The organism is Mycobacterium sp. MOTT36Y (assembly GCF_000262165.1).
Lineage (GTDB): Bacteria > Actinomycetota > Actinomycetes > Mycobacteriales > Mycobacteriaceae > Mycobacterium > Mycobacterium intracellulare.
The window spans coordinates 2,630,767-2,657,502 of record NC_017904.1 but is presented as its reverse complement, the minus strand read 5'-3'; the positions used below and the strand labels follow the sequence as shown (position 1 = coordinate 2,657,502).

Below are 26,736 nucleotides of genomic sequence, written 5' to 3'. Positions count from 1 at the left end.
GCGGTCAGAGGCGGTTGGCGGCGGCTGCGATGAATTCGTCGAGTTGGTGGTTGGGTTCGTCGCCGCCCATGGACACCGCAGTTAGTAGATCCCAGGTGGGGTGGTATTCAAACTGGCCGCTGGCGTGCATCCAGTGCCGCAGGAAGCGATCTGCGACGGCTTGTCCGTGGTGCATGGCCAGGTTCACGCGGAAGTGGGCGATATCCTCCTGGACGGGTCCGGCGCACGACGAGACCCAGTCGACAAGTCCGGATATTTTGCCTTGCTGCCACAAGATGTTGCCGGGATGAAAATCGCGGTGTAAGAACACACGGTCGCTGCTTGGGCGCACGTCATGGTACGTGGTGACGGCGCGTTCCCATGCCCACCGGTAGCGGGTCCACGTCGGTGGGGCGTTCTCCGGCGGGTAAGGCTCCCACCGGCGTAACTGTTGCGGCGCCGGTATGGCATGAATCGTCATCATGACGTCGATGACGGCGTCCAGCCATGGGTCTAGCTCTGGTGGGTCCCACACGACGGCGCCTGGCAGTGCGGTCATCAATACGGTGGGCACACCGGTGTCCTGTCCGTGCGGGTCGGCGGCAATCACCTTCGGCGCTGGAACCGATGTGTCGGCCAAAAGACCTAAGATCAGTACCTCGTTCGCAGGAGCCCACGGCTCGTCGCGGATCCAGTCCAAGACGAATCGCTGCAGGATCACAGCGCTTCGGTTATCGAGAACAAGACGGTGAATCGCCGCGGACTGGCTGTCGGCTGCCAGGTGAATGGGACCACTTCAGAGCTGGTTTTGCCATGAGCATGGGACCACCTGTTTGCCATTGATGGGACCACTCGACTGGCTGGTTTGCCAGTTATGGGACCACCCGGCGTGGTGTCGGGTTCTTCCGGTTGTTGGGCCGCTGTATTGGCCTGATGAGCTACCGGGAGGTGTCGGTGATCGAGATCGTGGAGATGCTGCGGCTGTGGCTGCAGGGGTTGGGGTTGCGGGAGGTGGCCCGGCTGTCGGGCACCGACCGCAAAACGGTGCGACGCTACGTCGACCGAGCCCGTGCCAGTGGGCTGGACCGCGATGGCGGAGACGGTCAGCTCACTGATGAGTTGATCGCGGCGGTGATTGCCGGAGTGCGTACGCACCGGCCCAGCGGCAAGAGCCTGGCGTGGGAGACGATCGCTGCAGAGCATGAGCAGATCAAGGCCTGGCTCAAAGACGGATTGACGCTGACCAAGATCCACACGCTGCTTGGGCGCCGCGGTGTGGTGGTGTCCTATCGGACGCTGAATCGTTACGTCACAACCGAATTGGATTTCGGACGCCGTCAAGCCACGGTGCCGGTGGCCGACTGCGAACCGGGTGCGGAGGTGCAGGTCGACTTCGGCCGCCTCGGGATGCTCACCGACGCCAGCGATGGTCGGCGCCGAGTCGTGCAGGGGTTGATCTTTACCGCGGCGTATTCGCGGCACATGTTCGTCTGGCCCACCTACCGCCAGACCCTGAACGATGTGATCGCCGGGTTCGAGGCGGCGTGGGCGTTCTTCGGCGGGGTGTTCGCGGTGGTGATCCCTGACAACATGAAAGCCATCGTCACCACCGCGCATGCGACCGAGCCTCGGCTCAACGATGCGTTCCGCGAGTATGCGCAGGCTCGTGGGTTTGCGGTCGACCCGGCGCGGGTGCGCAGCCCGAAAGATAAGCCGCGGGTGGAACGCATGGTGCAGTATGTGCGATCGAATTTCTTTGCCGGAGAGGACTTTCGGGATCTCAATGACTGTCGCAGCCGCGCCGAACATTGGTGCGCTCAGACCGCCGGTATGCGCATTCACGGCACCACCCGCCTGCGGCCGGCCGAGGTGTTCATCGGCGATGAGCTGCCCGCACTAGGGCCCGTACCCGACACCGCCTTCGACGTTCCGATCTGGACGCGCCCGAAAGTGGCCCCGGACCGCCACGTCCAGGTCGCCAAAGCCCTCTACAGCGTGCCCGGAGAGCTGGTCGGCAAGCGCATCGAGGCCCGTGCTGATGCACACTCGGTCAAGCTCTATTGGCGTGGTGAGCTGATCAAGGTGCATCCGGTCGTGGCCCCGGGTCGCCGCCATACTGATCCGGCCGATCTTCCCTCTGAGGTCTCGGTCTATGCGATGCGTGATCTGAATGCCCTGCAGCGCAAGGCAGCCGCCCAGGGCACCCATGTCGGCACCTACGCGGCAGCGGTGCTCGAGCATCCGCTGCCGTGGACCAAGATGCGTCAGGTCTACCGGCTGCTGGGGCTGGTGCGCCGCCACGGCGCCGAGGAGGTCGACGACGCGTGCCGGCGTGCCCTGGACGCCGAGGTGATCGACGTCGGGCTGATCGAGCGGATCTTGACCCGCGGCGGCGGTGAACAACTGCCCCTGCTACCGAAACCGCCCGGGGCAGCGTCGCGGTTTGTCCGAGAAAGCTCTGATTTCGCGGTGCGGAGGCCTTCATCGAGCCCACAGCGCCCCGACGCCACGCCGGCGGTCAAGCCGATCGAGGTGTCCGGCGAGCTCAAAGCGTTGATGCGCCGCCTCAAACTCGGCCAGCTGCTCGACACGCTGCCCGAACGGCTGGCGCTGGCCCGTACCAACCGGCTACCACACCACGACTTCCTGGAACTGTTGTTCGCAGATGAGGTCACCCGCCGCGACCGCGAATCCGCGACCCGCCGCGCCAAGGCTGCCCATCTCGATCCGGCCATGCAGCTGCAGGCCTGGGATGACTCCGCCGCCGTGGCTTTCGATCAACAACTATGGGCCGAGCTGACCTCACTGCGGTTCCTCGCCGACGCCTACAACGTGCTCGTCATGGGACCGGTAGGAGTGGGAAAGACGTTCCTGGCCAACGCATTAGGTCACATCGCGGTACGCCGGCATCACAGCGTGCACATCGAACGGGCCGACAAAATGTTCAAACGCCTTCGGGGGGCACGCCTGGACGGCAGCTACGAAGACGAGATGCGCAAACTGCACCGCGTCGAACTGCTGATAATCGATGACCTCGCGCTGCACCGTCTGGAGGCCACCGAGACGACCGACTTCTACGAGATCATCGTCGAACGCCACCGCGCCGCATCGACCGTCATCACCAGCAACCGCGAACCACCCGAGATCCTGACCATGATGGCCGACCCGCTGCTGGCCCAATCCGCGATGGACCGGCTGCAATCAGCGGCCTACGAACTCGTCGTCGAAGGCGAGTCCTATCGGCAACGCCAGAAGCCAGGGAACCGAAAGCCGGCCTCTCCGACTGCGTCGGATTGACCGGCAACCACCCCTTCGGCCACTATCAACACACGGCCTACAACCGGAACAACCCGGTCCCATGCTCATGGCAAACCAGAGGTCCCATCACCCTGGCAGGCGACAACTGGCCGCCTTCCAACGGCCGCTGCGCAATGACCTGACATTTTGTCTGGCGCTCAACCCATGCCAGTACGCCCGGTGGAACTGGAGCACGCAACTGATCGTGCAACTCATCATCAATGTCGAATCCGTACGGCGGCATCCGCCTTATCCTGTCGAACGGGCCGAGCCGTCGATCACCTCAGGCGGATTAATTCCACACCAGAGGGAGTCGATGTCATAGCCAAAGCTTGCCTCAGGCCACCAAGGCTAATCGCGACGTGCGATAGCGGAACCGTCCGGATTACCGGTAACACTGCATATTCGAATCCGTCGTATTCAGGCGCCAGTCCCGATGTCATGCCTTCAGAATCGCCGAGTGGCCAGCGCAATGCCGAGCGCGATTTCGAGGGGACGGGCGTTGCGCATGGTCCATTGTTCCTGGAGCGGGGAGGTTGTGCTGCGACCGTTAAGGAGCGTTGCCGCAATCTTGATCTCGCACTCTTACCGTGGGTATACGAGATAACGCCTGTTGGCGACCGCAATCCTGGGGGTTCATATGACGACCGCAATCGCCGCGCTTGAGGCAATCGAGAAGGATGCGGACGACGCGAACGATCTTCTCTTGGCGGTCGCAGCAATCAACGCGGTTGCGCCCCTAAGGGAAACCGCTCTTGTCGACGAACCGCGTTGGCGCCTCACGGAAGAAGAGATCGTGGGCGTGTCGATTACGGTGATTTGGGTGTCCCTCATGGTGGTGATCAGCGTCGCCGTGGGCACGGCCTTGACGATGAGTTAGCGACCGGAGCTCACTGATCAGTCAACCCGCACACAGGGTGAGGCGCTTTTCAGCGGTTGCATATGGGCACATTCCACCATGCAAAAGCTGGTGGTGCAGTGTGCACACGGGATTAGATTCGCGAGCTGGTTGCCTCAGATCCTCCTCGGTGAGCACGGCCTCCAGCGGGCCTGATTCATCAGATGAACCCGGCGTAGTTCTGCCGTCTGGCGCATAAGCCCACGCCAGCCCTGGGTCAGATTGCACCGCAACATCGTTGATGTCGGCGCTTAACCGACTTATTCCATGGACGCTCGCGCTGCGTGCTCTGCGACGAGCATGAGCGGCGCGTTGGTATTGCCGGAAGTGGCGGCAACACCTTATCGCACGTCGCCGCTTGGACGACCCGCATGGAGGTTCCACTGGCCGCAGTCGGGGGCCAGGACGTCGTTGACGTCCACTTCGAATCCGCCGACCTTCGGCCCGGGATTGGACGCGGTGCTCACGACGCGCTGGTAGAGAACAGCGGCGGGGTGGACCTGATCACCGGACCAGGCTCGAGTTTGCCAGGCCCACCGGCGGCCAGGTGTGCTCGAAGACCCGATAACGCCATCGGCCGCGGCCCACTGGCAGACCCTGACACCTCCGTAGACCCCGGTGCGCTGAACCCCAAGAACTGAGTTGATTCCGCGAAACCACGGCAGCGCGGTGTGAATCCAGGTGTTGCGGTTGATGTCCTCGTCGATGGTGAAGAAAATCGGCGCACTCTGGCCGCCGCCTGCCGCGGTGTGCAAACGCCAGGCGGTGCGCGCATCCGCGACGCCGCCCGCGTAGCCCCGCGTGAAGTCTGACGGTGTCGACCCGCCCGGCTTGCCGTATTGGTAGTTACTGACAATCACCAAACCCGCGGCTGTCAGTGAGTCGGCGTAGGACCGAGTGATGGGCTTGGCGCCGAACGAGGAGCCGGGACGTGACAACGAGACGTAGTTGACCACCCCGCTATAGCCGGCAGCCCGGATCTGCTGCGCCGGAATCTGGTGTGCGGCAAAGTCGATCAGCTGAGGGGGAGCGGCGGCAGTCGCTGTCGGCATGCCGCAAGCTACCGATGCGGCACCCAGACCGGCCAACGTGGCGGCGTAGCGCAGCGCGTCGCGCCGGGAGACAGTGCGCAATGGCACATCGGTGGCGGCAGAGGGCAAATTGCGCACGGCGCAAGGTTAAACATGTGACTGTTGTTACCGATAGTGCTGCGCCAGTCGAAACGCGGTTGCATGCCCAAATAGATACCAAGCGGTGATCGTTCGGCTATAACCGCGAAAGGACATGCGGGAGAACGACCTACCGACGATCGCCCGCGCTGCGCGCTCGGCGATGCGCATGGTCGGCGCGTTGGTGTTGCCGGAAGTGATGGTGGGCATAGCCGAAGCATCGGCCGGTAAACATCCATATTGGATTGGTGCATATCCGTCCCGCGCCGCAGCAGGGAGGGTCTTTAGTCACGATGGCAACTTCACCGCGGGTCACCCTGCTCGCCGCGCAGTGCAGGAGCACGACTGTGCTGTGGTCGCTAAGGACCGTTACCGCAATCGTGATCTCGCGCTCGTATCTTCGGATATACGAGAAAGCCGAAGCTTCGACCGTCCATTAACGCCTATCGGCGTCCCGGGGGCTGATATGACGACCGCAATCGCCGCGCACGACCCGGTCGACAAAGACGCGGCCGACGGGCATGATGATCTCCTTTTGGCGGGTTAGCCCGACGCAGCTTCGCGCCTCTACGGCGAACGGAACCTTGAGCAGACCATCAGCGCGCGGACGGCCGCCAACCCTGTGAGATCAACGTCCGCCTCACTGATACCGCAAATGCCGCAACGATAGCCTTGCTCGGCTCGAAGGGCGTGGTACTGCTCAGGGTTTGAGTTGTCCGCACCCATTAACGGGAGAGCAGCGGATCAACTCCAAGTCTGACGGTGTCAATGTCATGCCCAACTCATGCCGCAGGACACCGATACTGATGGCAACGTCCGAGAGTGGAGCCTTCTCCCGATTACCCGACATAATGTCGCTTATCGGCATAATGCTCACCGGCGCAAGGCGGCTAGCGCGCCCGCGTCGGGGCTAAAACGAGTCCAGTAACCCTTGTCCACTGCCTTCCATGGCAGCAAGCCGAGAACGCTCAGTTGGCAAATCTGTCGCGTGGGTACGCGCCAGTCGCGCGAATGAACCAACTCTTGTGATCGTCTGATCGAGCGCTTCCGCACGACATCGCGCGCAGCCCATTGAGTGATCCTCGGCCTCGCTCGCCTGACCGGGCCTTTACCGCCATCATTACGTCACAGTGACGAATTGCGTTGTGGCGGCGGCACATAAGGCCCGCACCAATGTGCGGCCAATGCGGGTCCGATGCTGGGCGCGGACGCGCTACGGCCCCGATCCCACCTCGCCGCGCTCGGCGAGGGTACGTACGAGGCGCTACTCCGGCGGCGGGGGCGCCACTGGCTGGCACGCATTGGCCCCCGGGTTCCACCAGTTGCCCGGACCGCAATCAGGGGGTGCCGTCGGCTGGCACGCATTGGCCCCGGGATTCCACCAATTGCCAGGACCGCAATCAGGGGGCGGCGGTGCCACCGGCTGGCACGCATTGGCCCCCGGGTTCCACCAGTTGCCGGCACCGCAATCCGGGGGCTGGGCGGAGGCCACGCCGGACGATACCGCCGCCACGTAGGCCATTGGTCCTAATGCCACCGCCACGGTGCACACGACGCGACGAACGAACACACTCATCGAGCCCTCCCATCTCAGGCGTCCAGACTTTAGCTGGGCGTGAGTGTAAACCGACTACCCAATCCGGCGGCCTCGCAATCACTACCTCGCACTTTTACGCAGCGGCTTCCGGGCCCCCGCGAGGTGGGTGGGAATCCCCGACCCGCCCGATTCGTCACGGTGACGATTATGCAAGGCGGTAAGCGCTACTGCGATCACATCGTGGCCGGCTCGGCTTACGACTCCTTCGTCGGGCGCAGAGAGCTCCACGAGACTCCGATCACCACGAGACAGTGTAAGGATATGGCGGAGAAGAGACACCGGGTCGCGCTACAGACCGCACCCGACCACCGTATCCCCTTCCCCACCGTGGAAAACCCTATGGCCTAATTACGTCACTGTGACGGAATTGCCTTGCGGCGCGGCCATATTGAGACGGTACGATGTCACGCGTTGCGATAGTGAACCATCGGAACGTGCACTGTGACTGTCCCATCAATTGCGCGTCGGAAAATACATCTCCTGTTTCACCGTGCACACCAGTTCGCCGGTGCGGTTGAACATCGTCCCACTCGCCAGTGCCAGCGAACCGGCGCTACTCGGCGAGGACCGGTCGTAGAGAAGCCAATCCGACAACGCCGCCGGACCGTGGAACCACACCGAATGGTCGCGCTGCGCCGATGCCCCGACACCGCCGCGTGCGGCATATGCCGGTTCGGTCAACGTCACCGCCGACAGGTACGCCACCAGGCTGGCGGTCAGCACCGGGTCACCGGGAACTCGCCCGTCGGGTCGCCACCACATCGGCGCGCGGGCGGGCGGAGCAGCCTCGGTGTCGATGATCCGGCGCTCGAACCAGCGCAGGCTCGCCCACCGCCCTTGGGCGCTCTCGTCGGATTCCGCGAGATGCGGGGCAACCCACGGCAAGGATTCCGGGCTGGAAGCCGGCGGCATAGGTGGCTGATAGACGACCTGCGCGGGAGCGAAATCGGCGACTTTGAACGACGACATGGCCTCCATCAGAATCTTGCCGTCTTGGCGTGCGGTGACCCGTCGAGCAGAAAACGTCCGGCCTTCTTGGAGGTCGACGACCTCGAAATCAACCGGGTGACGCGAGTCGCCGGGCCGCAGGAAGTACGTGTGGACGCTGTGCGGCGTTCGGCCCGGTGCGGTATGGCTTGCCGCCAACAACGCCTGAGCCGAGATGTGCCCACCGAGTATATGGTTGGCGGGCGCGGGAAGCTGCCGCCCGACGAAAAGCCACTGATCGACTCGGTCGAGCTCCAAGGTGGCGAGCACGTCGCCGAGCGAAGATGACATCACGACGTATCTTGCCGGATCCTCACTCACGCGCTGAGTCGCCGGTACCGTTGCAGCCGCCGCAACGCCGGTGCCGACGCCGACCCCGACACAGGCTGCAGCGCGTCATCGAGCCGCGCGCGTACGGCGGGGATGTCGAGATGCATCCCGATCGCCACGAGGCAATTGGCCATTGCTCCCGACGGCGCCTTCGCGATGTGGACGGCGCCACCCACCAAGTTGATCACGTATTCGCGCACGGTCGCGCGCTCCCACACAGCCACAATGCCTTTCATCCTGAACACCTGCGGAGGCGGCTGTTCGAGAAGATCGACCAGGGCGTCGGGGTCGATACAACCAGCGCCGGCCACGGTGACCGCATCAGCATGGACGTGGTCATGCTCGTGCTCGGGCACCAAGTCCAGGAACGAGAGCTGGCCAACCTGTCCGGACGTGCCAGACGCGTCGAAGAGCAGCTCCGGGTCGATCCGGCCACCCGATGTGCCCACGACATGAACGTGCGGGTTCCGTTGCGCCGCACGCTGTGTGACGCGCTGCACCACAGCCGACCTCTCGCAGTCAGGCACTTGGTCGAGCTTGTTGACAACGATCAGCGACGCCGCACCATAGCGGACCGGCGGTAGCGTCCCGGAGTCGACGGTGTCGAAATGGTTCACCGCATCGACGACATCCACGAGTCCCCCCGGCCGGACCCCCCGTATCTCGCTGAAACCGATGATCCGCGCGATCGCCACGGGGTCGGCCAGACCACTGGCCTCGACGACGATGGCATCAAGGCGCCGGGCCGGATCCGCGAGTTTGACGAGTGCGTCGTCGAGCCCACCGCCATCGGGCAGGCAACAGATGCATCCGCCGGCGATCGAGGCCGGTTCGTCGACCTGACCGGCCACCAGAGAAGCGTCGATGTTGATGTCGCCGAAATCATTCACCACGACACCGATTCGGGTGCCGGGATGGCGCAACAAGTGGTTGAGCAGCGTCGTCTTGCCAGCGCCGAGATGACCGGTGAGCGCGATGACGGGTATCGCAGCCAATGCCCTACCTTCCGCACCGACATCCGGACGTCCGATGCTAACCGGCGCCATATCACGGTCGGATCGTGCCCCGCGGCACAGGGAGATACTCACGCCCCGGCGCGTAATAGAGCATCCGCTCTGTTATGGTGGTTGCATGCCGCGGCCCCGCCTTCACGATCCCGACGCCGTACTCGACGCCGTCGAGGACCTGGTGGCGCGGTCGGGCCCGAGCGCGGTGACCATCCGGGCGGTCGGCGCGGCCGTGGGTGTCTCCAACGGCGCTGTGTACCACACGTTCACATCGCGGGGCGGGCTGATGGGCCAGGCTTGGCTGCGGGCTGGCCGGCGTTTCCTGGCGGTACAGACGGCACTTGTCGACGACGCCGCGACCGGTACCGACCCGGGCGGTCCCATCGAAGCGGTGGTGGCCGCCGCCGACGCGCCGGTGGTTTTCACTGAGCAATATCCCGGCTCATCGACGCTGTTGTTGCGTGTGCGCCGCGAGGAAGTACTCGCCGACGATGTCCCCGACGACATTGCCGACGAATTGCGACGCCTCGACAAACTTCTCGTCGATTTGATGGTGCGGCTTGCGGTCGCGGTGTGGGAGCGCAAGGACGCGGCGGCGGTGGACACGATAACCAGCTGCGTCGTCGACCTGCCCACCGCGTTGCTGCTTCGGCGAGACCGCCTCGGAAGCGCCACAGCGCGAGCGCATCTGCGCGCGGCCGTGCGCGCCGTGCTGGAGATCGGCCCTCCCGCCCCGCGGCAACGACGCGGCTGACCGATGAGAACCATGAAAGAAGTCAGGGGAACACATGGCTGTAAAACTGGATTACGACGACAAGATCGCCATCATCCGGCTGGGCGACGATGAGAACCGTTTCTCCCCAGCATTTTTGGATGACGTTGAGGCCGCGCTCGATCAGGTCATCTCGGACGGCGCCCTGGGGCTGGTCACCACCGCCGGCGGAAAGTTCTACTCCAACGGGCTGGATCTGGACTGGCTGAGCGCCCACACCGACCGGGGCTCCTGGTACATCAATCGGGTGCACCGGCTGCTCGCGCGCGTGCTGACGCTGTCCGTTCCCACCGCCGCCGCCGTGGTCGGTCACGCGTTCGGTGCCGGAGCAATGCTGGCGATCGCGCACGACTTTCGCGCCATGCGCGACGATCGCGGGTACTTCTGTTTTCCCGAGGTCGACATCCGCATTCCGTTCAACCCGGGCATGGCCGCGCTCATCCAGTCCAAACTCACTCCTCGCGCCGCGGTGGCCTCGATGACTACGGGCCGTCGGTTCACCGGGCCCGACGCAGCACAATTCGGCCTCGTCGACGTCGCCTGTCCGGCGGACGCGGTCACCGGCACGGCCGTCGACCAGATTCGCCCATTCGGAGGCAAGGACCCGGGCACGCTCGGAGCGATCAAACAGACGATGTTCGGTCACGTCGTGCGCGCACTGACCGACAGCGACGAGGCGCTCTGAAACGGGCTGTGCCGCTTGGCCAATGCGTCCGCAGCCGGGCCGACACGTGACGGCGCGAATACCGCTGAAACTCGTTCAAATTCCCACGCATGGACATTACCTGCGTCCTGTATGGTCAGCATGTCTGCCGGCGCGAGGGAACAGAGGCATCCGATGGCAAACGGCCTTCCCGATAACGCCTACACGTCGCCCCATGTCTTGGATCCCGGTCTTCGCAAAGTGGCTCGATTCCTGCCCCGGGGTTACGCCTTGCACCGCGGTCTGAAGCTGCAGCGCGCCATCATGAACCTGATGGGCAACGCCGGCCGCATCCGCACCGTGCCGGTGGCCGCGGTCAACGAGCACGTCAGCGTCCGCCTGCACCGTCCGGCCGGCCTTGCCGACCACGCACCGGCGCTGCTGTGGATCCACGGCGGCGGCACCATCATGGGCCACGCCGCCCAGGACGACAAGTATCTGCGCCAACTGTCTCAGCTCACCGGCGTCGCGATCGCGGCGGTCGAACACCGGCTAGCCCCCGAACACCCCTACCCGATACCGGTCGAGGACTGTTATGCGGCCCTGCTCTGGCTGGCGCGCCAGCCATGGGTGGACCCGGATCGAGTCGCCGTCGGCGGCGCCAGCGCCGGCGGGCATTTCGCCGCCGCGGTGGCGCAGCGGGCGCACGACCGCCAGGACGTCAAAATCGCTTTCCAAATGCTGGTGTATCCGATGCTCGACGATCGCACCGGCGCCCGGCGTGACGGCCCCAGGCGGATCATGTGGACCGAATCCGATAACCAATTGGCCTGGCAGTGGTACCTCAATGGGGCCGATCCCGAAGAGGCGGCACCGGCTCGCCGCAAGGATTTGTCGGGCTTGCCGCCCGCCTGGATCGGCGTGGGAACGCTGGACCTCTTTTACTCCGAGAGTCTGGAGTACGCGCGACGCCTGCGCGAGGCGGGCGTCCCGGTGCAGGAGGAGATCGTTCCGGGCGCGTTTCACGCGTTCGACCAGATCGCCGACAAGGCGGCGATCTCGGCGAAGTTCTTCCAAAGCCAATGCGACTATTTGCGGGGCGCCCTCACCCCCAGCGGATGACCGGCCCGAACCCACCTCTTGCACCACAGCGGCTGGCCGAATGATGTTGCGCAAGAACAGGGCTGGTGCGAGGCGGCGAGAACGCGGAACGCCGCCGCTCGCCCTGGACGGTGCCGGGCGGCCTCGCCTCCGCACCGCCAGATGGCACCTTTTGACTGCAAACTGTGCACAACGTGCAACTATATGAGTATGGCCAATCCCCTGGGGCTACGCGAGCGCCGCCGCCGGCAGACGAGCGCCGACATCCGCGACGCCGCCGTACGGCTCACGCTGGAACGGGGATTCGACAAGGTCACGGTCGACGAAATCTGCGCCGAAGCCGGCGTCTCGACCCGCACGTTCTTCAATTACTTCCCCAACAAAGAGTCCGCACTCGCCTACGGCCCCTCTGACATACCCGCCGAGCTGGCCGAGGATTTCGTCGCCGCCGGACCCGCCCCCTACTCGGTCGTCCTCGCGGAACTGATCACCCTGGCGGCACACCACCTGCGCGACGTCCCCCCTCGGCGCGAACACGCAGCTCACATGCTCGAACTCGCGAAGACTTCGCCCGCCGTCCTGGCGGCGTTCCTCGCCGATCTGGAACGATTCCAGAACCAGTTGACGGACATCATCGTCCGCCGCCAGGCGATGCAGCCCGACGACGAGATGGCCGCGCTAATTTCCGCGCTGGCGCTGACGGCGGTGCGGTCGGGCCTGGAACGCTGGGCGAGCGGTGAGGCGAGTGAAACCGCCGACACGCCGATGCCCTATGTTGAGCGTGCCGCCGCGCTGGTGAACAGCATCTTCACGAAGTGACCTGAAACACCAGCAGCAAATGTTGCATACACTGCAAGGTATGCACATCATGTACTATGCGCTGGTGGCGTTACCCGGGGAGGCTTCAGCAACAAGGTGAGCCGGGTGTCGCCGCCGGGGACGTCGGCAGTGGGGATGGGCGACTTTCACCGCGTTTGACGGTCTTGCGCGCACGAACCAAGCAATCCACGCAGTTCGTTGTTGATCGGTGCGACTGTGGGCACTCACCTGTCCACGACCTCCAGTCGCGCAAACGCTGATCCGCGTCACGTCCGCGTGATGAGGAAGGGATCACCCAGGTGCAGATATCGAGACTTGTGCGCAACGCCTGGCTGCCGCTGTTGATCGTGGCGGTGGTGCTGGTCGGCGGATTTGCCGTCGTTCGGGTCAAGTCGTTCTTCGGCGCGCACGACACGGGCGTCATGACCAGCCCGCGACTCGATGAGTCAAAGCCGTTCAAGCCCAAGGTCGTCAAATACGAGGTCTTCGGCTCGGCCGCCCAAGCCAACGTGAACTACCTGGATCTGTCCGCCGACCCGAAGCGGATCGACGGCGCGCCGCTGCCGTGGACGCTGGTCCTGAGCACCACCGCCCCGTCGGTGTTCCCGAACCTCTCGGCACAAAGCGACGGCAACTCCCTCGGTTGCCGCATCACCATCGATGACGAAGTCAAGGACGAGAACCTCACCCACGGCGTACACGCCCTGACCTTCTGCATGGTGAAATCCGCATGAGCACAACGTTCAACGACGCCCGCACCGACACCATCCCCGTTGTCGACGAACCCGTTCGGGACAAGATCCCCCGGCTCATCCGGACGTTCGCCGTACCGATCATTCTCGGCTGGATCGCGATCATCGCGGTGCTCAACGTCTCCGTCCCCCAGCTGGAGGAGGTCGGCAAGATGCGCTCGGTGTCGATGGCACCGGATGACGCGCAGTCGGTCGTCGCGACCAAGCGCATGGGCGCGGTGTTCAACGAGTACAAGTCCAACAGCTCGGTGATGATCGTCCTCGAGGGCCAGAATCCGCTGGGCGCGGACGCGCACGCCTACTACGACGACATCGTCAAGAAGCTCGACGCCGACACCAAACACGTTGAGCACGTACAGGATATGTGGAGCGATCCACTCACCGGAGCGGGCGCGCAGAGCAACGACGGCAAGGCCGCCTACGTCCAGGTCTACCTCGCCGGTAACCAGGGCGAGGCCTTGGCCAACGAGTCGGTGGAATCCGTCCAACACATCGTCAAGAGTGTGACCCCACCCAAAGGGGTGAAGGCCTACGTCACCGGTCCCGCGGCGTTGTCGGCGGACCAGCACGAGGCCGGCGACCGCAGCATGCAGCTCATCACGGCGGCCACGTTCACCGTCATCATCGCGATGCTGCTGTTGGTCTATCGCTCCGTCATTACGGTGCTGCTCACGCTGGTGATGGTGGTGCTCGAGCTGTCGGCCGCACGCGGAATGGTCGCGTTCCTAGGCTATTTCCAGCTCATCGGGCTCTCGACGTTCGCCACCAACCTGTTGGTCACCTTGGGTATCGCGGCCGCCACCGACTACGCGATCTTCTTGATCGGCCGATATCAGGAAGCCCGCTCTATCGGCGAGTCCCGAGTAGATGCGTACTACACGATGTACAAGGGCACCGCGCACGTGGTGCTCGGGTCGGGCTTGACCATCGCCGGCGCCACCTTCTGCCTGCACTTCACCAACCTGCCCTACTTCCAGACGCTGGGTATCCCACTGGCGATCGGCATGGTGGTCGTCGTCGCGGCGGCGTTGACGCTGGGTCCCGCGGTCATCTCCGTGGTAATCCGCTTCGGTAAGACACTGGAACCCAAGCGCACGCAACGCATTCGCGGGTGGCGCAAGGTCGGTGCGCTCGTCGTGCGCTGGCCCGGCCCGATCCTGGTCCTCACCATCGGCGTGGCGTTGGTGGGCTTGCTGACCCTGCCCGGGTACCGGACCAACTACAACGACCGCAACTACCTACCGACGGACCTGCCGGCCAACGAGGGGTATGCGGCCGCGGATCGCCACTTCTCGCAGGCGCGGATGAACCCCGAGGTGCTGATGATCGAAAGCGACCACGATCTGCGGAATTCGGCGGACTTCTTGGTGATCGACAAGATCGCCAAGACGGTCTTCCGGGTCCCGGGCATCGGGCGCGTGCAGGCGATCACCCGCCCGCAGGGCACGCCGATCGAACACACGTCGATTCCCTTCCAGATCAGCATGCAGGGCGTCAGCCAGCAGATGAGCCAGAAATACCAAGAAGATCAAATGGCCGACATGCTGCACCAGGCCGACATGATGCAGACGACCATCGACAGCATGGAAAAGATGTCCAGCATCACCGTGCAGATGGCCAACGACATGCACGTCATGGTCAGGAAGATGCACGACATGACCATCGACATCAACGAATTACGCGACCACATGGCCGATTTCGAGGACTTCTTCCGGCCGATGCGCAGCTACTTCTACTGGGAAAAGCACTGCTATGACATCCCGGCGTGCTGGTCGCTGCGCTCGGTGTTCGACGGCCTCGACGGCATCGACACCATGACCGACGACATCGAAAGTCTGCTGCCGGTCATGGACCACCTGGACACCCTGATGCCCCAGATGGTGGCGCTGATGCCTTCCATGATCGAAAACATGAAGGCGATGAAAACGACCATGCTGACCATGTATTCGACCCAGAAGGGCCTGCAGGATCAGCAGAAAGAGGCGCAGAAGAACTCCAGCGCCATGGGTAAGGCGTTCGACGCCTCCAAGAACGACGACTCGTTCTACCTGCCCCCGGAGACCTTCAACAACAAAGAGTTCAAGAAGGGCATGAAGAACTTCATCTCCCCCGACGGGCACGCCGTGCGCTTCATCATCAGCCATGACGGCGATCCGATGTCGCAGGAAGGCATTTCGCACATCGGGGCGATCAAGAAGGCCGCCTACGAGGCGCTCAAGGGCACGCCGCTGGAGGGCTCCAAGATCTACCTCGCCGGCACCGCGTCGATCTACAAGGACCTCAGCGACGGCAACACCTACGACCTGTTGATCGCCGGAATCGCTTCGCTGTGCCTGATTTTCATCATCATGCTGCTCATCACGCGCGGTGTGGTGGCCTCGGCGGTCATCGTGGGGACGGTCTTGCTGTCGCTGGGCGCGTCCTTCGGACTGTCGGTGCTGATCTGGCAGCACCTCATCGGCATCGAACTGCACTGGATGGTGCTCGCGATGTCGGTGATCATCCTGCTGGCCGTGGGCGCCGACTACAACCTGCTGTTGGTCGCGCGGTTCAAGGAAGAGATCCACGCCGGCCTGAACACCGGCATCATCCGCTCGATGGGCGGCACCGGCTCGGTGGTCACCTCAGCCGGCCTGGTGTTCGCCTTCACGATGATGACGATGGCCGTCAGCGAGTTGACGGTCATCGGCCAGGTGGGGACCACCATCGGGCTGGGTCTGCTGTTCGACACCCTGATCGTGCGGTCGCTGATGACACCATCGATTGCGGCGCTACTGGGCAAGTGGTTCTGGTGGCCACAGCACGTGCGTCAACGGCCGGTCCCCTCGCCGTGGCCCAAACCCGCCGCCAAAGAACGCGAATCGGTAACCGCGCACGCCTGACGCTCGAGAGTGCACCTGCCGACGGTCCCACTCGGGATCCCGCCGGCAGTTGCGCTTTCGCGGCAGATGACTCCTACGTGACCCAGTCCGGCTGCGCGTCGGTCTCCACGTTGGCGAAGTCCTTATGCCCCAGTCCGGCGGTGGTGCCGCCGTCGACGACGAACTCCGAGCCGGTGGAGTAGCTGGACTCGTCGCTGGCCAGATAGACCACGAGGTTGGAGACCTCCACGGGTTGGGCGGCCCGGCCCAGCGCCGTTTGGAAGATGTCGTCGGGGACCCAATCGGTCATCGGGGTCTTGATGAGCCCGGGGTGAATGGAGTTCACCCGGATTCCGCTGGGCCCCAGTTCCAGTGCGGCCGACTTCGTCAGCCCGCGCACCGCGAATTTGGTTGCGGTGTAGCCGTGGCAGGCGATGGTGCCGGCCATGCCTTCGATCGAGGAGATGTTGATGATCGATCCCCGGCCCGCTTCCTTCATCGGCTTCACCACGGCGCGGATGCCGAGAAACACCCCCGTCAGGTTGATGTCGATAATGCGCTGCCACTCCGAGAGCGCGTAGTCCTCCAGCGTGCCGATGTTGATGATGCCCGCGTTGTTGACCAGCACGTCGATGCGGCCGAACTCGCCCAGGGCGGTCGCCACCGCCGCGTCCCAATCCTGCGGCTTGGTCACGTCGAGGTGCAGGTAGCGGACCGCGTCCCCGACCTCGGCCGCCACCGCCTTGCCCTCGTCGTCGAGGATGTCACCGAACACCACCCTGGCTCCCTCGGCGACCAGCGACCGCACGTGCGATGCGCCCATCCCCCGGGCGCCGCCGCTGATGAGGGCGACCTTTCCCGCCAACCGTTCTGCCACTGCGCTTCTCCTGTCCTCTGAGTTCGTCTCTGCACCATACGTTCCGGAGGCAATGTATGGCCATAGCCAAACGCCGGGTCAGGAGTCGTAGGCGCGCAGCAGCGCCCGCGTGCGGGCCCGGCCCTCCGGTGACGGATCGAATGCCGCCGCAACATACTCGTCGACGCCCGCGGCGCGCAGCTCGTCGAGCCGGCCGCGCACGGTGTCCTCGTCGCCGATGATGGCGGCATCCTGCGGCCCCGCGTAGCCCTCGCGGTCGAGCATCGCACGGTACGACGGCAACTCGCCGTAGATGGCGAACTGTTCGGCCGCCTGCTTGCGGACGGCGTCGACATCGTCGGTGACGCTGACGGGCAACGACGCGGCGACACGCACCTCGTCCTCCCGGCCGGCATCGGCGGCCGCCCGCCGCAGCGTCGGGCCGACATGTTCGGCCAGCGTCTTGGGGCCGGTCATCCAGGTGCAGGTGCCCGACGTGCGCCGCCCGGCGACCTTGAGCAGCTGCGGGCCCAGGGCCGCGATGTACACGTCGGGCTTCGGCGCCCCGGTGATCATCAGGGCACCGCGGGTGGTCACAATCTCCCCCGCGGCGGCGGCGGGTTCACCGGCCAGCAGGGGCAACAACCCGTCAAGGTACTCGTTCAGCCTGCGCACCGGCTTGTCCCACGGGATGCCCCACATCCCTTCGGTCACCGCCTGATGGGTCATGCCGAGCCCGAGCGTGAACCGGCCACCCGAGGCGAGGCTCAGCGTGAGGGCACGCTGCGCCATGAGCATCGGATGCAGATTCTGGATCGGCACCACACCGCTGGCCACCTCGATCGTGTCGACCTCGTGCAGCGCGATGGCCAGAATCGTGAGAAGGTCTGGCTCATAGGGCAATTGGCTCATCCACACCCGCGTGAAGCCCTCGTCGCGCAGCATAGCGAGGTTGGCGATCGTCGCGTCGATCGGCGATTGACCGCCCGATCCGCTGAGTTGCCCGAACATGGAGATCTGCATGACCATCACGCTCCTTCGCGTCGCCTTCGGGAAGGTTATCGCCCTTCCCCGGGGCGCACCCGAGCGGAGGTCGCCAAGCCCGGCTCAGCCGACGACGTCGAAGACCGCGGCAGCGGAGGTGACGGCCTTGTCGGCGTTGCCTTCGTCGTGCAGCAGCATGCGCACGCCGACGCGCCCGGGCCCGCCAGGATGCGCGGTGCCCTCGACCCGGAATGGACCCACCTTGCCGCGCGACATGAACATCACGTGCCAGCTCACGACCTGCAGCTTTCTGCTTCCCGCGACCTCGGCGGCCAAATCGATTGCGGCGGTCTCGAGAACGACGTGCTGGGGTCCGATGTGCAACGCCGCATCCGGTGACGCGAGTTCGGTGCTGAGCTCGGGCAGGACCCAATGGCCGTCGCCGCGACGGCTGGCGCCGAAGGCCCGCCACAGCGGCGGCAGATCCGGAGAGTCCTCGATCACCAGCTCCGTGCCCGAAACATCCATCCTGTCCAGGCCTTCGGGCGGGATGCCGATGATCGCTCCCTGCCCCTCATTGAACGCGATCACCCGCTGCGGGTTATCGGCGTCGACGATCGTGCAGCGCCCGTAGCCCATGGTGCGGCCCTGGTGCACGATGCCAGACCCGACGATCTCCACCCGCGTCACGTCGTAGCCGGGGTCGACGATCTGTACCGACGCGATCACCGGGTTGGGCACGGCGACCATGTCGGTCTGACAACCCTCCGGGGAGGAAATGGCCAACGGCGCCACCATGATTCCGCCCGCCTCGTTGCGCATGTCGCGGCGGATGGTGACGGTGTCGTCGGTCTCGCCGAGATTCATCGACGAGTGTTTGCGGCCGATGTAGCGGTAGCTCAGCAGGCCCGTCCAGCGTCGGTACAGTTCGTCGCGGTAGGCGTCGGTGTCCCCCGCCAACTCTCGGATGTCACGAAGCTGGTCGCTCAATTCCGTTCTCCTCCCAGGCTTTTGCCGCGTCGCACCTGATTGAACGGCACGCCCCGGTCATCGGCGCGCTCGCGCGGAAAATTCAGCACCCGCTCGCCGATCACGTTGCGCGCCATCTCGGTGGTGCCACCGCCGATGCTGGCGGTCTGCCGGCCCAGATAGCGCGTCCCGATGTCGAGGAGTGCACCGTCGTCCGCGACCACGGCCGACGTCCCGGACACGGCAAGGGCGGTGTCGGTTTCCACGTCGTGCACCGCGGCCATGGATAGCCGGATGATCGATCCCGCGGCTGGCGGCAGGGCGCCGCCGGCGACGGCATGAAAGACGTGCTCGCTGAGCTGGCCGTGGACCGTGCGGTGAACCAGGGCCCGACCGATCATCTCCCGGACCCGCTCGCTGTCGTGCTGGTCGGTCTTGTCGACCAATGCCAGCAGGTCGACCGAAACATCTTCGGCCTCAGCGATTCCCGGCCCGCTGGTGTACTCCGAACCGTCGCCCATGCTGCGGCGCTCGTGGTAGAGCTGGCGCGACGCAACCTCCCAGCCCTTGCCCGGCTCGCCGACAACGGCGTCATCCCCCACGTCGACGTCGTCGAAGAACTCTTCGCAGAACTCGATCGACCCGTTGACCTGTTCAACGCGGTTGATCGTGATGCCGGGATGCCGAAGCGGCACCAGGAACATCGTGAGACCGTCGTGCTTGGGCACGTCCCAGTTGGTGCGGGCCAGGCACAGCCCGTAATCGGCGGCGAATGCCCAGGTGCTCCAGGTCTTGGCGCCGTTGATGATCCACCGGCCGTCGCGGTGTTCGGCGCGGGTGATGACGCCCGCCAGGTCCGATCCCCCGCTGGGCTCCGAGAGCAGCTGCACCAGTACCTCGTCGCCGCGCAGCGCGGCCGGGATGTGGGTTTGCTTTTGCTCCTCGCTGCCCATATCGAGGATCGTGGCGCAGCAGATGGCGAAGGACGGGACGTTGAGCAGAAGCGGCGTCTCATAGCCGAGCGACTCGGCGTCAAAGGCCTTCTTGTATTCGTAGCTCAGCCCCAGGCCGCCATACTCACGCGGGAAACAGATGCCGGCGAATCCGCCCTCCCACAGGAGCTTCTGCAATTCGCGGGCCCGGTGCCAGGCCGGCAGCTGATCTCGCTGAAGCGACACCGCCTCGGCCGGATCGAGTCGCGGCATGTTCGCGGCGAGCCAGGCCCTGGCCCGGCGCCGAAATTCCTCGACCGACTCGGAAGTCACCGGCTGGCCTCTCACTCGACCGTCGTCCTTGTGCTGGGCGACTGTACAGCAACGGCGACGGCGCTGTACAGGTGGCGCCCTACGACCTGTTCAGGTCGACCGCGGCCCGAATGAGCGCCGTCAACGCGTTCTCGTCGATCGTGTCGCCCTCGTGGAAATCGATTGCGCGTCTGGTGTTGCCGTCGAGGCTCGAATTGAACAGACCCGCGGGATCCTGCAGCGACGCCCCCTTCGCAAACGTCATCTTCACGACGTTCTTGTACGTCTCGCCAGTGCAGATCATCCCGTCGTGATACCACACCGGAACGCCACGCCACTTCCACTCTTCAATTACGTCGGGGACGGCCTCCTTGATCAGTTGCCGGATCCGGGCGAGCGTCTCGCCGCGCCAATCCCCCAGTTCCTCGATCCTGGCATCGATCAACGAGGCGGGAGATTTGGCCGCGGCGTCGTGCTTGGAGTTGGTCATCGCGGTTCGCTTTCGTTCAGGCTGTCGCTCGCCGGACCGTATCAGGGGAGGTGAATCGCCGGTCGGGTGCAACGACCCCGTGTCCAGCGGCGAGTTCGACCGCAAGTAGTCTGCCGTCGACCAACATGACCGACACACATCCCTTCGACGAAGCCGTCCGCCTCGACACCGTCAGCGCGGACGTCCGACGCGGTCGCACGCACGCGGAGTGGGCCAACATGGTCGGGCCATTCGGCGGGATCACGGCCGCCGTCATGCTGGCCGCCGTCGAAGGGCAGCCCGACCGCATCGGCGAGCCGCTCGCCCTGACCGTCAACTTCGCCGCACCGATCGCCGACGGCGACTTCGACATCGCGCTTCGGGCCGCGCGCACCAACCGCACCAACCAGCATTGGATTGTCGAGCTCAGCCAGGATGGGGTGGTCAAGACCACGGCGACCGCGATCTTCGCGATCCGGCGCGAGAGCTGGGCCGACACGGAAGCGCACCCGCCGAGCGCGCCGGCCCCGGAGCAGTTGTCCGCCGTCGATCCGGGCCTCGTGCGATGGACCGGCCTCTACGACACGCGCTACGTCGAGGGGGCGATGCCCGGCAAAGGCGGGGACCCCAGCCCCTCTTCGACCACCACGCTGTGGGTGCGCGACCGCGCGCGCCGCCCGGTCGACTACGCGGCGCTCGCGGCGCTGTGCGACATCTTCTACCCGCGGGTGTTCCTGCGTCACGGCGGCTTCCTCCCGTCCGGAACGATCTCACTGACCACGTACTTTCACGCCGATCAGCAGCTACTCGAGGCCGTCGGAGACGACTTCGTGCTGGCCACCGCCCACGCCAACCGCTTCGCAAACGGCTATTTCGATCAGAGCGCGCAGGTGTGGACCCGGGCGGGCGGACTGCTGGCCACCACACATCAGATCGTCTACTTCAAGGGCTGACAGGTTTACACTTCGCCAGTGAAACGTCACGCCGGGGCCCTTACGGGCAGAATCGAGCCGCAATGACAGAGCGCGCGGAAAACCTGGTCACCGACGGCTTGCCCGCGATCGAGTCCATCAAGCAGCTCAAAGCGCGCTACTGCCGCTACCTGGACACCAAGGATTGGGCGGCCTGGCGAACGATCTTTGCCGACGACTTCGTCAGTGACACCTCCGAAGCGGGCGGCAAGGTGATCGCCGGCGCCGACGACTTCGTCGCCTTTACCCGCCAGGCCCTGGGCCGACCCACCCAGGCCACCGCGCACCAGGTGCACACCCCCGAAATCGAGCTCACGTCGGCAACGACGGCGCGTGGGATATGGGCGCTGCAAGACGTCGTTCGGTTCGGGCCCGGGGCAACCTTGGTCGGCTACGGCCATTACCACGAAACCTATGAAAACGTCGCGGGCCGCTGGCTTATCAAGAGCTCCAAGCTAACTCGGCTCCGCGAGGACATCGTGACCCCGCTATTCTCGATTTACGTGTCCCCCCGAATCCGCACGGCGATCGCCAAAATCGCCGGCCGGCTGATGGATCGGTGACGCGTCGTGGCTGTCGACACCGTTCTGGTCACGGGCGCATTCGGACAAGTCGGTAGGCGCTGCACGCAGCTCCTGCTCGACCGGGGGCACACCGTCGTCGCGATGGATCTGCGCAACGACAACACCGTGGCCGTCGAGAAAGAACTGGCCGCCGCGGGCCAATCCGGGACGCTGATCCCCGCCTACACCGATCTATTGGACGCCGACGCGGTGCGTGATCTGGTCGCGGCCCACCGTCCCGGGGCCGTCGTCCACCTGGCCGCCATCGTCTCTCCGCCGTCGTATCGCAACCCTGCATTGGCCCGGCGCGTCAACGTCGGCGGCACCGAGAATCTCTTGGCCGCCTGCGCCACGCTCCCCCGCCCACCGCTGTTCCTCATGGCGTCCAGCGCAGCGGTGTACGGATCGCGGAATCCCTTCCGCCAGCCCGAGCGGATCACCCCGGATACCCCGGTGAATCCCATCGATCAATACGGCCAGGACAAGGTGCTTGCCGAGGCGGCGATCCGTGCCAGTGGCCTGCCCTACGCGCTCTACCGGCTCGCGGGTGTCATCTCGCCGGACACCCAGGCCGGTATCAACGGTGACTATCTCGTCCTGATGCGGTCGATGCCGAGCGATAACCGCATTCACGCGGTGGATGCGCGCGACGTGGCACTGGCGTTCGCCAACGGCGTCGACCGCGAAACGGCCATCTCCGGCAAGGTGTTGCTCATCGGCGGCAACGAGACGTATGTGATGCTGCAGCACCGGCTGCAAGACGACCTCATGACCGCGGCGGGGCTGGGCCCGCTCGGCCCCTCGGCCGGCCTGCCCGGCGACCCGGGCGACGATCGCGGCTGGAGTTTCACCGGCTGGTACGACACCACCGAAGCGCAGGCGCTGCTCGAGTTTCAAGAGCATGACTGGCAGCAGACGGTGGCCTGGCTCGCCGACTCGCAGGGCCCTGTGCGCAACGTGCTGCGGCTGCTTGGCCCGCTATTGCGGCCGATTCTGCGCGCCGTCTTCGTGGTGCAGCGCCGGCTGGAAGGGCGCGGCCCCTACGCCGACCCCTGGGGATTGATCGAAAAGAAGTACGGCACGGCGGCATTGGCCAGCGTCGACTAGCGCGACGCAAACCAGACGGCGGCCTTACGGATCGAGTCCTCGACGGGTTCGGGCGTCCATCCCAGTTCGCGGGTGGCCTTGGAGTGGTCCAGCGGCGACATCAGTTCGGCCATCCGGATTCCCGCGTAGGCGAACGGCAGGTCGCGGCCCAGCAGCCAAGCCGCCGCGTCGTTCACCCGCGCCCCGGCCCGCAGCACCGACATCGGGATGCCGATGCGCGGCGATCGCCTTCCGACGGCGGTGGCGGCGATCTCATGCAGCTCCCGGATGCTCATGTACCTGTCGGACACGATGTAGCGTTCGCCGTCGCGCGCGTGCTCGGCGGCGAGAAGCATTGCCCGGGCGGCGTCTTCGATGCCCACCACTTCGGACGAGTAATCGAAATAGGACGGAAAACGGCCCTTGGCGACCAGGGCGAGCAGCGCACCGTGCGGGGTCGGCGCCCAGTCGCCCGGCCCGTAGGTGGTGGAGATGCACATCGCCACGCCCGGCAGGCCCTTGTCCCGCGCGTACGACAGCAGCAGGTCTTCGCCGGCCACCCGCGCTTCGATGTAGGCGCCGCCCTGATCCCAGTTGTGCGGGTCCTCCTCGGTGACCGGCTTGCCGTCGCTGATCGCCAAAGAGCCTGTGGTGCTGGTGTATACGAACCGCTTAAGGTCGGCGCCCAGAGCCGCGTCCAGAACATGGCGCAGGCCCTCGACATTGGTGCGGAACAGCGGCGCCGGATCACGCAGCCACATTCTGGCGTCGACGACGCAGTAGTAGACGACGTCGCAGCCCGCCATCGCGGCGCGCAGCGCGGCGTCGTCGAACACGTCGCCGTAGCAGCGCTCGACGTCGAGATCGTCGATGCCCGCGGTGGAGCTGGTGTGGCGCAACATGACTCGCACGTCTTCACCCGCCGCCACCAGTTGCCGTGTGACATGTGATCCCAGAAACCCGCTCGCGCCGATCACCAGCTTCTTGTCGGCCACTAGCGGTCTATCCATGCCATTTGCGCCTCGGCGTGATGCCCTCCCACGGGTGGGGTGAGGCGGTCGAGCCGCGCCAGTTGGTCCGGGGTCAGCTCTAGCGCGTCGGCCCCGACGTTTTCTTCCAGGCGGGTGACCCGTTTGGTGCCCGGGATGGGCACGATGTCGGGCCCTTTCGCGAGCAGCCACGCCAATGCGACCTGGGCCGCCGTGGCGCCGACGTCAGCGCCGATCTCGCGCACTTCGTCCGCGCATCGCAGGTTGTGCTGGAAGTTCTCGTCGAAGAACCGCGGATTGGTCTTGCGGTAGTCGCTGTCGGGGAGCTCCTCGGTGGAGCGGACCGTACCGGTGAGGAAGCCGCGGCCCAGCGGTGAGTAGGCGACGAAACCGATGCCCAGCTCGCGCAGCAACGGCAAGATCGCCGGTTCTTGGTCGCGCGTCCACAGCGAATACTCCGATTGGACGGCCGTGACGGGATGCACCGCGTGCGCGCGGCGGATGGTGTCGACGCCGACTTCGGAAAGGCCGATGTGCCGGATCTTCCCTTCGGAAACCAGCTCGGCCAGCGCGGACATCGTTTCTTCGATCGGGGTCTGGCGGTCGAGGCGATGCTGGTAGTACAGATCGATGTAATCGGTTTCCAGCCGCCGCAGCGAACCGTCCACGGCCAGGCGGATATTGGCGGGGCTGCTGTCGAGCCCGTCACGGCCGGTATGCGAGATGAGACCGAACTTGGTTGCCACCACCACCTGATCGCGACGGCCCCGCAGGGCACGCGCCAGAAGTTCCTCGTTGACGTAAGGGCCGTAAACCTCAGCGGTGTCGATCAGGGTGACACCCAGGTCGATGGCGCGATGGACGGTGCGGATCGATTCGGCGTCGTCGCTGCCGGCGCCGGCATAGGCGACCGACATTCCCATCGCGCCCAGTCCCAGGCGCCCGACCCGCAGCTCACCGAGTTGAGCCTGTTTCATGGCCCTTCTCCTCTTCTTGACGTGGTTCAGCGAGGCCTCGCTGAGCGCTGGACGGTACCGTGGCGCTGTGTCCCGCGTCGAGCTTCCCCCGATCTGATGGGCGGCGCAAACAGCCCGCGCCCGGCCCGCGATCTGGCGGTCGACTATTACCGCGTATCCGGAGTGGTGCTGATCGTGCTGGGACACTGGCTGGCCGGGTCGGTGACCTACCACGACGGACAGTTCGGCCGGCAGAACCCGCTCGTCGACATGCCCTGGACCCAGTGGCTGACCTGGCCGTTCCAAGCGGTTCCGACGTTCTTTTTGGTGGCGGGTTACGCCGGCGCGGTGTCGTGGACGCATCGGCGCGACACCGGCGGAGTCTCGCGCCAGACCTGGTTGCAGCACAGGCTGGCCCGGGTGCTCGGGCCGACCGCGGCGTACACCGCGTTGGTGTCGGTGGCGGTGGTTGTGCTGGACGCGTGCGGTGTCGCGGGCTCGGTGCTCGAGTACGCCGGCTGGGCGGTGGCGATGCACCTCTGGTTCCTGGCGGTGTATCTGGTGGTGGTGTCGCTGACGCCGGTTGGGATTGCCGCACACCGCCGTTGGGGCCTTCGGGCGCCCGCGGCGCTCGTGTTGGGGGTCGCGGTCGTCGATGCCGCCAGGCTCAGCACTCACGTGCACTACCTCGACTGGCTGAACTACCTGTTGGGCTGGGGAGCCCTGTATCAGCTCGGAATCGCCTGGCGCGGTGGGCTATTGACGGGCCGCAGGCCCTGGTTGCTGGCCGGTGCCTCGGCGGCGGGGCTGGCGGGGTTGATCTGGCTGCGAGTCTATCCGGTCAGCATGATCGGCGTTCCCGGCCAGACCATCGACAACACGACACCGCCTACCGTGGCGCTGATGGCCTTTGGTGGCGCGCAAACGGGCATCGTCATGGCGCTCGCGCCCATGCTCAACCGCGCGCTGCGCGCGGCCCGCGTCGAGCGGGCTCTGTCCATCGCCAACAACAACATCATGGCCCTCTATCTGTGGCACATGATTCCCGTCGTGATCGTGGCGATCGTCGGGTATCCGGCCGGACTCTTGCCGCAACCCCCGGAAGGAAGCGCCGCCTGGTGGCTGGCCCGGCTGGAATGGGTGGCCATCCTCAGCGTCGTGACGGCAGCCGAGATCGCGCTGTTATGGTGGGCGCGAAGGATTTTCGCCGCTCCCCTGCCACTGCTCGGTGTCCCGCTCAGCGAGCGCCGGGCCGAGCCCGTGATGCTCACCGGCGCCGCGATGACCGCCTACGCCCTCGCCGTGGTCGCCGCCAAGGGCTTCGCCCCAGACGGGCGGTTTCCGTGGGTGATCGCGGTGGTCTTCGCCGCCGGGGCGCTCTTCGCGGCGTTGCGCCCCACGGCCCGCCGCGCGAACGCTCTATGACGACCCCGGCAG

23 protein-coding genes and 2 pseudogenes are annotated in these 26,736 nt (G+C 65.4%); 13 read left to right on the top strand and 12 right to left on the bottom strand.

Translation table 11 applies throughout. The features are described from left to right. Positions 1-4 precede the first annotated feature (4 nt). Complete coding sequence (locus tag W7S_RS12160; RefSeq protein WP_008256532.1) at positions 5-700, bottom strand: aminoglycoside phosphotransferase family protein; 696 nt, start codon at positions 698-700, stop codon at positions 5-7. A 212-nt stretch (positions 701-912) separates the two neighbouring features. Here W7S_RS12160 and istA point away from each other — a divergent pair. From istA to W7S_RS12145, 3 genes and pseudogenes are all read left to right on the top strand, one after another. Continuing rightward, positions 913-2,463: pseudogene (gene istA, locus W7S_RS27845) on the top strand (IS21 family transposase); the annotation flags it as partial. Positions 2,464-2,535: 72 nt separating this feature from the next. Continuing rightward, positions 2,536-3,276: an ATP-binding protein gene (locus tag W7S_RS27155; protein WP_238535852.1), complete on the top strand. Its 741-nt coding sequence runs from the start codon at positions 2,536-2,538 to the stop codon at positions 3,274-3,276. A 640-nt stretch (positions 3,277-3,916) separates the two neighbouring features. Then, positions 3,917-4,156 carry a hypothetical protein gene (locus W7S_RS12145; protein WP_014382512.1) on the top strand — a complete coding sequence of 80 codons (240 nt, stop codon included), beginning with the start codon at positions 3,917-3,919 and terminating at the stop codon, positions 4,154-4,156. Positions 4,157-4,515: 359 nt separating this feature from the next. On the opposite strand, the gene W7S_RS12140 is transcribed toward W7S_RS12145, so the two are convergent. The 4 genes and pseudogenes from W7S_RS12140 to W7S_RS12120 form a co-directional block, all read right to left on the bottom strand. Next, positions 4,516-5,343 (bottom strand): DUF1906 domain-containing protein, encoded by an 828-nt coding sequence (locus W7S_RS12140; RefSeq protein ID WP_008256524.1) that lies wholly within the window; start codon positions 5,341-5,343, stop codon positions 4,516-4,518. 132 nt (positions 5,344-5,475) lie between these two features. Beyond that, positions 5,476-5,580, bottom strand: a pseudogene (locus tag W7S_RS27545) (GMC oxidoreductase); the annotation flags it as partial. A gap of 1,813 nt (positions 5,581-7,393) precedes the next feature. After that, positions 7,394-8,218: an acyl-CoA thioesterase II gene (locus tag W7S_RS12125; RefSeq protein ID WP_008256521.1), complete on the bottom strand. Its 825-nt coding sequence runs from the start codon at positions 8,216-8,218 to the stop codon at positions 7,394-7,396. Positions 8,219-8,244: 26 nt separating this feature from the next. Continuing rightward, complete coding sequence (locus tag W7S_RS12120) at positions 8,245-9,252, bottom strand: GTP-binding protein (protein ID WP_008256520.1); 1,008 nt, start codon at positions 9,250-9,252, stop codon at positions 8,245-8,247. A gap of 136 nt (positions 9,253-9,388) precedes the next feature. On the opposite strand from W7S_RS12120, the gene W7S_RS12115 reads away from it, so the two are divergent. The 6 genes from W7S_RS12115 (at position 9,389) to W7S_RS12090 (ending at position 16,233) form a co-directional block, all read left to right on the top strand. Next, positions 9,389-10,018, top strand: a complete 630-nt coding sequence (locus tag W7S_RS12115) for a TetR/AcrR family transcriptional regulator (RefSeq protein ID WP_008256519.1) — start codon at positions 9,389-9,391, stop codon at positions 10,016-10,018. A 34-nt stretch (positions 10,019-10,052) separates the two neighbouring features. Then, the gene (locus tag W7S_RS12110; protein WP_008256518.1) at positions 10,053-10,721 is read left to right on the top strand and encodes an enoyl-CoA hydratase-related protein; all 669 of its coding nucleotides are present in this window, start codon (positions 10,053-10,055) and stop codon (positions 10,719-10,721) included. Between the two features lie 153 nt (positions 10,722-10,874). Then, entirely contained in the window at positions 10,875-11,801 is a 927-nt protein-coding gene (locus W7S_RS12105; RefSeq protein ID WP_008256517.1) for an alpha/beta hydrolase, read from the top strand. 189 nt (positions 11,802-11,990) lie between these two features. Further along, on the top strand, positions 11,991-12,599 hold the full coding sequence (locus W7S_RS12100) for a TetR family transcriptional regulator (RefSeq protein WP_008256516.1): 609 nt from the start codon (positions 11,991-11,993) through the stop codon (positions 12,597-12,599). 299 nt (positions 12,600-12,898) lie between these two features. Next, a complete protein-coding gene (locus W7S_RS12095; protein ID WP_269147570.1) occupies positions 12,899-13,333 on the top strand; it encodes an MmpS family transport accessory protein in 435 nt (144 codons plus the stop codon). Continuing rightward, positions 13,330-16,233, top strand: a complete 2,904-nt coding sequence (locus W7S_RS12090; protein WP_008256513.1) for an RND family transporter — start codon at positions 13,330-13,332, stop codon at positions 16,231-16,233. Before W7S_RS12095 ends, W7S_RS12090 begins: the two co-directional genes overlap by 4 nt. A 73-nt stretch (positions 16,234-16,306) precedes the next feature. Here the strand turns inward: W7S_RS12090 and W7S_RS12085 are convergent, their stop codons facing one another. From W7S_RS12085 to W7S_RS12065, 5 genes are all read right to left on the bottom strand, one after another. Then, positions 16,307-17,089 (bottom strand): SDR family oxidoreductase, encoded by a 783-nt coding sequence (locus tag W7S_RS12085; protein ID WP_008256510.1) that lies wholly within the window; start codon positions 17,087-17,089, stop codon positions 16,307-16,309. Positions 17,090-17,167: 78 nt separating this feature from the next. Next, positions 17,168-18,097 (bottom strand): TIGR03564 family F420-dependent LLM class oxidoreductase, encoded by a 930-nt coding sequence (locus tag W7S_RS12080; protein WP_008256508.1) that lies wholly within the window; start codon positions 18,095-18,097, stop codon positions 17,168-17,170. A 78-nt stretch (positions 18,098-18,175) separates the two neighbouring features. Then, on the bottom strand, positions 18,176-19,042 hold the full coding sequence (locus W7S_RS12075) for a hypothetical protein (protein WP_008256507.1): 867 nt from the start codon (positions 19,040-19,042) through the stop codon (positions 18,176-18,178). After that, the gene (locus tag W7S_RS12070) at positions 19,039-20,286 is read right to left on the bottom strand and encodes an acyl-CoA dehydrogenase family protein (RefSeq protein ID WP_008256505.1); all 1,248 of its coding nucleotides are present in this window, start codon (positions 20,284-20,286) and stop codon (positions 19,039-19,041) included. Before W7S_RS12070 ends, W7S_RS12075 begins: the two co-directional genes overlap by 4 nt. Before the next feature lie 79 nt (positions 20,287-20,365). Next, positions 20,366-20,755, bottom strand: a complete 390-nt coding sequence (locus tag W7S_RS12065) for a DUF1801 domain-containing protein (protein ID WP_008256496.1) — start codon at positions 20,753-20,755, stop codon at positions 20,366-20,368. Positions 20,756-20,880: 125 nt separating this feature from the next. Between W7S_RS12065 and W7S_RS12060 the strand changes: the two genes are divergently transcribed. The 3 genes from W7S_RS12060 to W7S_RS12050 all read left to right on the top strand — a co-directional run bounded on the left by W7S_RS12060 (position 20,881) and on the right by W7S_RS12050 (position 23,375). Then, a complete protein-coding gene (locus W7S_RS12060; RefSeq protein ID WP_008256489.1) occupies positions 20,881-21,687 on the top strand; it encodes an acyl-CoA thioesterase II in 807 nt (268 codons plus the stop codon). Positions 21,688-21,749: 62 nt separating this feature from the next. Further along, complete coding sequence (locus tag W7S_RS12055; protein ID WP_008256487.1) at positions 21,750-22,268, top strand: nuclear transport factor 2 family protein; 519 nt, start codon at positions 21,750-21,752, stop codon at positions 22,266-22,268. A gap of 6 nt (positions 22,269-22,274) precedes the next feature. Then, positions 22,275-23,375 carry an NAD(P)-dependent oxidoreductase gene (locus W7S_RS12050; protein ID WP_008256485.1) on the top strand — a complete coding sequence of 367 codons (1,101 nt, stop codon included), beginning with the start codon at positions 22,275-22,277 and terminating at the stop codon, positions 23,373-23,375. On the opposite strand, the gene W7S_RS12045 is transcribed toward W7S_RS12050, so the two are convergent. Further along, complete coding sequence (locus W7S_RS12045) at positions 23,372-24,349, bottom strand: NAD-dependent epimerase/dehydratase family protein (RefSeq protein WP_008256482.1); 978 nt, start codon at positions 24,347-24,349, stop codon at positions 23,372-23,374. The genes W7S_RS12050 and W7S_RS12045 overlap by 4 nt on opposite strands. Continuing rightward, complete coding sequence (locus tag W7S_RS12040) at positions 24,349-25,320, bottom strand: aldo/keto reductase (protein WP_008256480.1); 972 nt, start codon at positions 25,318-25,320, stop codon at positions 24,349-24,351. Before W7S_RS12040 ends, W7S_RS12045 begins: the two co-directional genes overlap by 1 nt. 96 nt (positions 25,321-25,416) lie before the next feature. Here W7S_RS12040 and W7S_RS12035 point away from each other — a divergent pair, with 96 nt between their 5' ends. Next, positions 25,417-26,724: an acyltransferase gene (locus W7S_RS12035; RefSeq protein ID WP_008256479.1), complete on the top strand. Its 1,308-nt coding sequence runs from the start codon at positions 25,417-25,419 to the stop codon at positions 26,722-26,724. Positions 26,725-26,736: the final 12 nt, after the last annotated feature.

What these genes read in the sequence shown, in the direction of transcription:
- W7S_RS27155 (WP_238535852.1), top strand. Translation starts at nt 2,536, where the DNA reads ATGCGCCGCCTCAAACTCGGCCAGCTGCTCGACACGCTGCCCGAACGG.
- W7S_RS12145 (WP_014382512.1), top strand. Translation starts at nt 3,917, where the DNA reads ATGACGACCGCAATCGCCGCGCTTGAGGCAATCGAGAAGGATGCGGAC.
- W7S_RS12125 (WP_008256521.1), bottom strand. Translation starts at nt 8,218, where the DNA reads ATGTCATCTTCGCTCGGCGACGTGCTCGCCACCTTGGAGCTCGACCGA.
- W7S_RS12115 (WP_008256519.1), top strand. Translation starts at nt 9,389, where the DNA reads ATGCCGCGGCCCCGCCTTCACGATCCCGACGCCGTACTCGACGCCGTC.
- W7S_RS12110 (WP_008256518.1), top strand. Translation starts at nt 10,053, where the DNA reads ATGGCTGTAAAACTGGATTACGACGACAAGATCGCCATCATCCGGCTG.
- W7S_RS12105 (WP_008256517.1), top strand. Translation starts at nt 10,875, where the DNA reads ATGGCAAACGGCCTTCCCGATAACGCCTACACGTCGCCCCATGTCTTG.
- W7S_RS12100 (WP_008256516.1), top strand. Translation starts at nt 11,991, where the DNA reads ATGGCCAATCCCCTGGGGCTACGCGAGCGCCGCCGCCGGCAGACGAGC.
- W7S_RS12090 (WP_008256513.1), top strand. Translation starts at nt 13,330, where the DNA reads ATGAGCACAACGTTCAACGACGCCCGCACCGACACCATCCCCGTTGTC.
- W7S_RS12080 (WP_008256508.1), bottom strand. Translation starts at nt 18,097, where the DNA reads ATGGTCATGCAGATCTCCATGTTCGGGCAACTCAGCGGATCGGGCGGT.
- W7S_RS12065 (WP_008256496.1), bottom strand. Translation starts at nt 20,755, where the DNA reads ATGACCAACTCCAAGCACGACGCCGCGGCCAAATCTCCCGCCTCGTTG.
- W7S_RS12060 (WP_008256489.1), top strand. Translation starts at nt 20,881, where the DNA reads ATGACCGACACACATCCCTTCGACGAAGCCGTCCGCCTCGACACCGTC.
- W7S_RS12055 (WP_008256487.1), top strand. Translation starts at nt 21,750, where the DNA reads ATGACAGAGCGCGCGGAAAACCTGGTCACCGACGGCTTGCCCGCGATC.
- W7S_RS12040 (WP_008256480.1), bottom strand. Translation starts at nt 25,320, where the DNA reads ATGAAACAGGCTCAACTCGGTGAGCTGCGGGTCGGGCGCCTGGGACTG.
- W7S_RS12035 (WP_008256479.1), top strand. Translation starts at nt 25,417, where the DNA reads ATGGGCGGCGCAAACAGCCCGCGCCCGGCCCGCGATCTGGCGGTCGAC.